At 77.5% G+C, this 6,788-nt stretch carries 5 protein-coding genes; all 5 read left to right on the top strand.

Annotated features, from left to right (window positions below; genetic code table 11):
- A partial coding sequence (locus WCS02_RS15640; protein ID WP_340294898.1) for an MATE family efflux transporter occupies nt 1–1,309 on the top strand: 1,309 nt, incomplete at its 5' end.
- Nucleotides 1,306–3,711, top strand: coding sequence for a glycosyltransferase (locus tag WCS02_RS15635; protein WP_340294896.1), 2,406 nt, complete (start codon nt 1,306–1,308; stop codon nt 3,709–3,711). The genes WCS02_RS15640 and WCS02_RS15635, both read left to right, overlap by 4 nt.
- Complete coding sequence (locus tag WCS02_RS15630; protein ID WP_340294894.1) at nt 3,704–4,909, top strand: glycosyltransferase; 1,206 nt, start codon at nt 3,704–3,706, stop codon at nt 4,907–4,909. The genes WCS02_RS15635 and WCS02_RS15630 overlap by 8 nt, the downstream gene beginning before the upstream one ends.
- Entirely contained in the window at nt 4,906–5,928 is a 1,023-nt protein-coding gene (locus WCS02_RS15625; RefSeq protein ID WP_340294892.1) for a glycosyltransferase, read from the top strand. Before WCS02_RS15630 ends, WCS02_RS15625 begins: the two co-directional genes overlap by 4 nt.
- Nucleotides 5,925–6,788 (top strand): Wzz/FepE/Etk N-terminal domain-containing protein (locus WCS02_RS15620; protein ID WP_340294890.1); only part of this gene is annotated, 864 nt, incomplete at its 3' end. The genes WCS02_RS15625 and WCS02_RS15620, both read left to right, overlap by 4 nt.

The following is a 6,788-nucleotide window of genomic DNA, read 5'->3' as shown; positions in this document are numbered from 1 at the left end:
GGCAGCCCCCGAGGTCGCCCTCGCGCATGGCGCGGACGGTGCCGGCGCCGGTGCGCGGCGCGGCGGCGCGGGCCGGTCGCTGGGCGGGCGCGCGGGCTGGATCCTCGCCGACCAGGCCGTCTCCAGCCTGGCCAACGCGGGGCTGAGCATCGTCGTGGCGCGGACGGTCTCCCCGACCGAGTACGGCGCGTTCGCCCTGGCGTTCTCCGTCTACACCTTCGCGGTCGCCATCAGCCAGGCGTCCTCCGGGCAGGTCGTCATGATCCGGTACGCGACCGCCACGGGGGAGCTGCGCACCCGGGTGGCCGCCGCGGCCGGCGGCACGTCGGTCGTCATCGGGCTGCTGAGCGCGCTCGTCATGGTGCTGGCCTCGCTGCCGCTGGGGGTGCCGCTGCGCGACGTGCTCCTGGCCACGGGGGTCCTGCTGCCGGCGCTCATGCTCCAGGACACGTGGCGGACGGTCTTCGTCTCCCGCGGCACGCCCCGGCACGCCTTCACCAACGACCTGCTGTGGACCGTCCTGCAGGCGGTCCTCATCGCGGGCCTGCTCGTGGCCGGCGCGGAGCGGGCCGTCTGGTACGTGCTCGCCTGGGGGCTCGCCGCGCTCGTGGCCGCCGTCTGGGGTGCCCGGCAGGCCGGCGCCGTGCCGGACCTGCGGGCGAGCCGCCGGTTCCTCGTCGACCACCGGGACGTGGCCGGTCCCTCCGTCGCCAACGCCGCCGCGATCCTCGGCGCCACCCAGGTGGCGTTCGTCCTCATGGCGGCCGTGGCCTCGGTGGAGACCGTCGGGGCGATCCGCGCCGCGCAGACCCTGCTCGGCCCCCTCAACATCGTGGGCTTCGCCCTGAGCTCCTTCGCCGTGCCGGAGATCGTCCGCCACGACCTGTCCCGGCGCAGCCACGTCCTCGTGGCACTGGTCCTCAGCGGGGTCATGGTCGTCGTGGACCTGGTGTGGGGCGGGATCCTGCTCCTGCTGCCCCGGGCGGCGGGGGAGGCCCTGCTCGGCGAGACCTGGACCGGTGCCCGCGAGGCGCTGCCGGGGCTCGTCGTGTTCACCGCCTGCATCGGCGCGACCGTCGGCGCCACGGCCGTCATGCGGGCGCTCGCCCGCACCACCTACGCGTTCTGGACCTCGGCCATGCTGGGTCCGCTCGTGGTCCTGCTCTCGGTCATCGGGGCCTGGCGCTACGGCGAGGCGGGCGCCGCGTGGGGCCTGGCGGCAGCCGCCGCCCTCGTCGTGCCGCCGGCCTGGTGGCTCCTGCTCCGCGCGGCCCGGCTCGGGCGCGTCCCCTCGGAGGTGTCCGCATGACCGACCTGACCCCCACGACCGACCCGACCGACCCGACCGACCCGACCGACCCGACCGACCTGACCGACCTGACCGCGGCCGGCCCGCTCCGGGTCCTGCTGCTGTCGCACGTGCCCGACGACCCCGACGGCGGCGCCTCGCGGGTCTACCACCTGCTCGCCGACGGCCTCCGGGGGCGGGGGCACGAGGTGCGGCTGCAGCACCTGGAGGACATGGGCCTGCCGGAGGACCCGCGGCTGCGGCTGCTCGCCCGCCGCACCCTGCTGCCGCAGCTCGTCAGCCGGGCGGCCCGGCGCTGGGAGCCCGCGTCCTACGACGTCGTCATGGCCTCCTCCGGCACGGCGTACCCCCTGTTCCGCCGGTTGCGGCGCACCCCGTCGCGCCCGCTGCTGGTCAACCACGTCCACGGCCTCGTGGTGCACGACCACGTCGCCGGGCTCGTCGAGGCCCAGCTCGGCCACCACCGCGCGGGACCGGCGAACCGCCTGGTCACCGGCCCGTTCCAGGTCCGCTGGGACGCCCGGGGCACCGGGGCCGCCGACGTCACCGTGGTGCAGAACCTGCGCGACCTGGCGACGCTGCGCGCGGCCGGCGGCGACGCCGTGCTCGTCCCGCCGCCGGTGCACCCGGAGCTGCTCGCCGCGTCCCTCGACGCGCCCCCGGTCGCCGGCCGCACCCCCGGGTCGGTCGTCTGGTTCGGGACCTGGGAGGCCCGCAAGGGCGCCTTCCACGTGCCCGCCGCCTTCCGCCTGCTGCGCGAGCAGCACCCCTCGGCCACGCTCACCGTCGGCGGGACCGGCCTGGGCCAGGACGAGGTCCGCGCGCACTTCCACCCGGGCGACCGCAGGTCCGTCACCGTGCTGCCCCGGATCAGCGTCGCCGAGCACGCGCGGCTGCTGGGGTCGTCGTCGGTCCTGCTGTTCCCGTCGCTGTCCGAGGGCTTCGGGCTCGCCCTGCCCGAGGCGATGGCCTTCGGGTGCGCGGCGGTGACGACGGCCACCGCGTTCGGCGGGGACCACCTCACCGACATGGTCGACGCCCGCGTGGTCGCCCCCACGTCGGAGCACCTGGGCCGTGCCCTGGTGCAGCTGGTCGGCGACGACGAGGCCCGGGTGCGCATCGCCACCGCCGGGCAGGCGGTCGCGCGCTCGTTCACCGTCGACCGCACCGTGCAGGGCTACGAGGAGGTCTTCGCCCGGGCCCGGCGCACCCGGCCCGCCCCCGGGGCCACCACGGGGCTCTCCCCGGCCGGGCCGGCGGCCGACGGCGCTGCCGCCCCGACCGTGGCCGTCGTCATCCCGGTCCACGACTACGAGGACTTCCTCGCCGAGACGATCGACAGCGTGCTCGCGCAGGACCCCCCGTTCGCCGAGGTCGTCGTGGTCGACGACGGGTCCACCGACCGGTCCGCCGAGGTCGCGCGCGGCTACGGGGACCGGGTCCGGCTCGTCGAGCAGGAGAACGGCGGCCAGCTGTCGGCCTGCCTCACGGGGCTCGCCGTCTGCTCGTCGGACTACGTCTTCTTCCTCGACGCCGACGACCTCGCCGTCCCCGGCATGCTCACCACCCTGCGGACCGCGCTCGCCGGCCGCCCCGCCAAGGTGCAGTTCCCGCTGGAGGCGGTCGACGCCGTCGGGGTGCCCACCGGCTCGGTCTTCCCCACGGTGCCCGACGGCTACGGGGCGGCCGAGATGGTGCGCGACAACGCGGTGCTCGGCTTCTACACCTGCCCGCCGACGTCCGGGAACGTCTACCGGCGCGACGTGCTGCTGGGCATGCGGACCGACCTGCTCGACCTGCGCGACTTCGTCGACGGGCCCCTCACGCTCGCCCTGCCCCACCTCGGGGAGCCGGTCGTCAGCCTGCCGGTGCCGCTGGCCCGGTACCGGGTCCACGGCGGCAACCACAGCCAGTGGAACCGCCCCACGCCGGAGCGGCTCCAGGGCGAGATCGACTGGTTCGGGCGCCGCTGGGAGCAGACCTGCGCGCTCCTCGACCTCGACGAGCCCCCGTTCGGCGCCTCGGCCCCGGCCTACGTGCTCGAGCGCCGGCTCATGCTCGGTGCGCTCGAGGGCCGGCCCTGGCTGCTGCCCCCGGCGCTCCGGCTGGTCCGGCGGCTCTCGCAGGCGCACCTGCCGGTCGCGCACCTGCTCGGGCTGTCGGTGTGGGCGCTGCTGCTGGTGGTGCCGTCCGCGCGCCTGCGCGCCGCGCTCGTCGTCGGCCGTCGCGACCCCACCCGCCGCCCCGCGGTCGTCGGCCGGGTCCTCGCGGGGCTGCGGCGGGCCCGTGCCCTGACCCGTGCCGCGACCAGCCGCGGCACGGCACCCGACCGCAGCCCCGCTGCCACCACCCGACCAGGCAGCACCCCCGTCCCGAGCACCGAGGAGGGCGACCGTGCATAGCGTCGTCGTGGCGAAGTTCGTCCCCTGGCCGCCCAACAGCGGCGACAAGCGCCGCACCCTCGGTGTGGTGCGTGCCCTGCGCGCGCACGGCGAGGTGACGGTGTGTGCCTACGCCGGGCAGGACGAGGACGTGGCCGGGCTCGAGGCGGAGGGCGTGCGCGTGGTCGCCGTCCCTCGCGGCGGCCCGCTGCCGGCCCGGCTCGTCGACCTCGCGCTCGGCCTGCTGCGCGGCCAGAGCCTGACCTCGGCCCGGTTCTACTCCCGCGCCCTGGACGCCGCGGTGCGTGACGCGACCGCCCGGCGGGCCGACGCCCTCGTCGTCGAGCACGTCCAGCTCGTCCCCCTGGCGCGCCGCTCGTCGGCCGCCACCACCGTGCTCGACATGCACAACGTCGAGTCCTCCCTCACCGACCGGTACGCCCGCTCGCAGCGCGGCGTCCGGCGGCTGGTGCTCGCTGTCGAGGCCCGGCTGCTGCGGCGCCTGGAGCGGCGCGCCTCCGCCTCGGCCGGGGTGGTCGCCCTGGCCAGCGCCGGCGACGCGGACCGGCTCCGCGACCTGGTCGGTTCGGGGGCGAGGGGCGCCGACGGCCGCCCCGTCGTCGACCGGCTCGTCGTGGTCCCCAACGCCTGGGACGAGCCGACCCCGCTGCCGCAGGCCACCGGGCCGGTCGTCTGCTTCGTCGCGCTGCTGTCGTGGGCGCCCAACGTCGACGCGGCCGTGTGGTTCGCCGAGCAGGTCTGGCCGCTCGTGCGGGCCGAGCGCCCCGACGCGACCCTGCTGCTCGTCGGCCGCAACCCCGCCCCGGCCGTCCGCGAGCTGGCCGGTCCCGGCCTCGAGGTCACCGGCACCGTCCCCGACCTCACCCCGTCCTACGCCCGCAGCGCCCTGGCCGTCGCGCCGCTGCGCTCCGGCGGCGGCTCCCGGCTGAAGATCCTCGAGGCCCTGGCCCACGCCCGCCCGGTGGTGTCCACCACGGTCGGGGTCGAAGGGCTCGAGGACCTCGTCGGCCGGGGCGTCGTCGTCGCCGACGAGCCCGCGGCCATGGCCCGGGAGCTGGTCGACCTCCTCGCCGACCCCGCGCGCCGTGCCAGGCTCGGCGAGGCCGGCGCCGCCGCGGTCGGCGACGACCACTCCTGGGCGGCCGCGACCCGGCCGCTCGTCCAGCGCATCTCCGACGACCTGGGGGCCCAGACGTGACCGAGGACCAGACCGGGCCGGGGCGGCCGACGCTCACGGTCGTCATCCCCGCCCGGGACGAGATCGAGCGCTGGCCGGCCGTCCTGGAACGGCTGCGTGCGCAGACCCTGCAGCCGGACCAGGTCGTCGTGGCCGACGGCACGTCCACCGACGGCAGCCGGGAGTGGCTGGACCGGGTGGCCGCCGACGACCCCTCGTTCGTCGTCGTCGACAACCCCCGCCGGGTCGTCCCCGCGGCCCTCAACGTCGCGCTGGCCGCGGCCACCGGCGACCTCGTCGCGCGGATGGACACCCACGCCGACTACGCCGACGACTACCTGGAGCAGGTCGTCGGTTTCCTGCGCGCCACGCCCGGCGCCGCGGGGGTCGGCGGCGCCATGGAGACCGCGGGCCGGGGCGCCTGGGGGGCGGCCATCGCCTCGGTGCTGTCGCGGCCCGTCGGCCTCGGCGGCGCACGCCACCGGGTCGGCGGCGCGCCCGGGCCGATCGTCCACGTGTTCTCCGGCTGCTACCGGCGCGAGCAGCTCGTCGCGGCCGGCGGCTGGGACGAGCGGCTGCACGCCAACGAGGACTACGAGATGGACGTCCGGGTGGCGGAGTCCGGGTCCCCGGTGCACCTGCAGCCGGCCGCCCGCAGCACCTGGTACGTCCGCCGCACCCCCCGCGCGCTCGCGCTGCAGATGTGGCGCTACGGCTACTACAAGGGCCTCACCCTGCACCTGCACCCCGGCTCGCTGCGGGCCCGGCAGCTCGCCCCGCCGCTGGTGGTCCTCGGCCTGCTCCTGGGACCGCTGGTCAGCCGCCGCGGCTGGGCCGCCGGCGCCGCCGGGTACGCCCTGCTCAGCGGGGCCCTCGGCGCCCGGGCAGCCCACGCCGACGGCGCCGAGCCGTGGCGCGGCGCCGTCGTCCCCGCCCTGGTCCACCTCAGCTGGGGGGCCGGCCTGCTCGCCGGCCTGGTCCGCTTCGCGCCGGAGCGGCGGCGCGGTCCGGTGCCGCGCCTGCCGGTGCCGCCCGCGTGAGCGCCGACCGGTTCGACCCCGTCCTCGCGCTCGCCCGCGGCTGGTGGCTCGTCCTGCTGTGCGCGGCGCTCGTCGCGGCGGTCCTCGGGCTCGGCCTCACCCAGGTCGACCCCGTCTACCGGAGCTCGACGACCCTGCTCGTGTCCAGCGTCGACCCCACGGCGGTCCTCACCGGGTCCTCCCAGGGCGGCGGCGACGTGGTCCGGTCCATCAACACCCAGGCCCGGGTGGTGCTCAGCGACGCCGTCACCGAGCGCGCGGCCGACGACCTGGGCCTGCGTCCCCGCGACGTCCGCGAGGCGGTGACGGTGGGGGTCGAGGAGCAGACCGACGTGCTCGTCGTCAGCGCCACCGCCGGGACCCCGGAGCAGGCGCAGACGGTCGCGGCCGGCGTCACCGCGGCCTACCTCGACATCGGCCAGGAGTCCGCCGTGGCGCCGCTGCTGGCCCAGGCCGACGCCCTGCAGGCCACCGCCGTGCAGCTCCAGGGCCAGGTCGGCGCGGTGCCCCTGCAGGAGGACGGGACACCCGACCCGCGGGCGGTCGCGCTCGCGGAGGAGGTCGCCTCCCTCGCGCAGCAGGAGGCCCGGCTGCGCGCCGCGGCGGACCTCGCCACCGGGCAGGTCTCCGTGCTCACCGCCGCCGACCTGCCGGAGTCCCCGAGCTCGGTCGGCCCCAGGTCGGGCGCGGCCGTGGGGGCGGTGCTCGGCGGTGCCCTCGGCGTCATGCTCGCGCTGCTGCGCGGCTGGACGTCCGCGCGGGCCGGGCAGCGGCAGGGCCCGTGGTGGCGTCCCCGGCGACCGGGGAGTGACGACGGGCCGGGGGCCCGAGCGCCTGCTCCTGGCGCTGCTGCTGGTCGT

Origin of the sequence: Aquipuribacter hungaricus (assembly GCF_037860755.1) — a bacterium.
GTDB classification, from domain to species: domain Bacteria; phylum Actinomycetota; class Actinomycetes; order Actinomycetales; family JBBAYJ01; genus Aquipuribacter; species Aquipuribacter hungaricus.
This window is presented reverse-complemented; position numbering and strand designations above follow the sequence as displayed.